Source organism: Janibacter sp. LM (assembly GCF_039631275.1).
Lineage (GTDB): Bacteria > Actinomycetota > Actinomycetes > Actinomycetales > Dermatophilaceae > Janibacter > Janibacter terrae.
In genome coordinates, this window is the sequence record NZ_JBDIVG010000084.1 from 1 (window position 1) to 1,173 (window position 1,173).

Consider the following 1,173-nt stretch of genomic DNA (forward strand, 5'->3'; position numbering starts at 1 on the left):
GCATTGCCCTAGGTGTAACTGGGCATGACCTTGGTGACACGGGTCTTGGCGCGGCTGGCTGGGGGTTGGTCCCCGATGGCGCTGTGTGGGCGATGGTAGTTGTAGTGGGTCACCCAGATCTGTAGCTGTCGTCGGCGGGCTTCTTCGGAGGGGTAGGCGTCGGCGTAGAGGACCTCGCGGGCCATGGTCTGCTGGTAGCGCTCGACCTTGCCGTTGTGCTTGGGCGTGTAGGGCTTGATCCGCTTGTGCTTCGAGGCGAAGGAGAGCACCGAGCGGGTGAAGTTCTTGGCGCGGTAGCAGGACCCGTTGTCGGTGACGATGCGGGTGATGCGGGTGATGCCGTGCGCGGCGAAGAAGACCCGGGCGCGGGCCAGGAACGCGATCGCGGTCGCGGCGCTCTCGTCGTCGTGGGCCTCGGTGTAGACCATCCGGGTGAAGCCGTCCACGGCCGAGTGCAGGTAGGTGTAGCCCACCTTGGCGCCGCGGTGGTGTCCTCGCAGGCCGCGGGCCCGGTCAGCGTCCGAGCCGCGGCCGTGGACGCGCCACCCGCCCCCGGGCGGGATGCGTCCGACCTTCTTCACGTCCAGGTGGATCATGTGCCCGGGGTAGCGCGCGATGATCTTGCCGGCGGGCTGCTGGCGCAGGGGCTGCCCGTCGACGTCCAGGTCCCGCAGCCGGTTCAAGCCCTCGCGGCGCAGGATCCGGGCGATGGTGCACACCGCCACGTTCGTGCCCTCATCGGCCAGCGCCAGATGGATGCGCCGCGCGGACCACTTACGGCGCCGCAGCTCGATGATCCGCTCGACCACCGGTTCGGCAGTCGCGCTCGGGGAGCGTTGTGGCCGGCTGGAGCGGTCGTGCAGCCCTTCCTCGCCGTGCTCGCGGTAGCGGGCTACCCATTTGGACAGGCACTGGCGTGAGATCGCGGCCTCGGCTGCGACGTGCGCGATCGGCCGCGGGCCGGCCTCATCATTGGCCTGACCCAGCACTCGCTCGATCAGACGTAGGCGACCACCAGGGGTCATCGGGGCATTAGCGTGGGACACAGGGCAGGTTCCTTTGGCTGGCTCGTGATGAACGGCTTTGACACCCTCATCCTGTCGCCACGGGGACCTGCCCGCCCTGTTACGCCCCTCCTCGTGTCACCAACCTCATGCCCCGCAACACCTAGGG

1 protein-coding gene is annotated in these 1,173 nt (G+C 68.6%); it reads right to left on the minus strand.

Annotated features, from left to right (window positions below; translation table 11 throughout):
• Positions 1-8: 8 nt before the first annotated feature.
• Positions 9-1,046, minus strand: coding sequence for an IS481 family transposase (locus ABC138_RS17540; protein ID WP_068321680.1), 1,038 nt, complete (start codon positions 1,044-1,046; stop codon positions 9-11).
• Positions 1,047-1,173 lie beyond the last annotated feature (127 nt).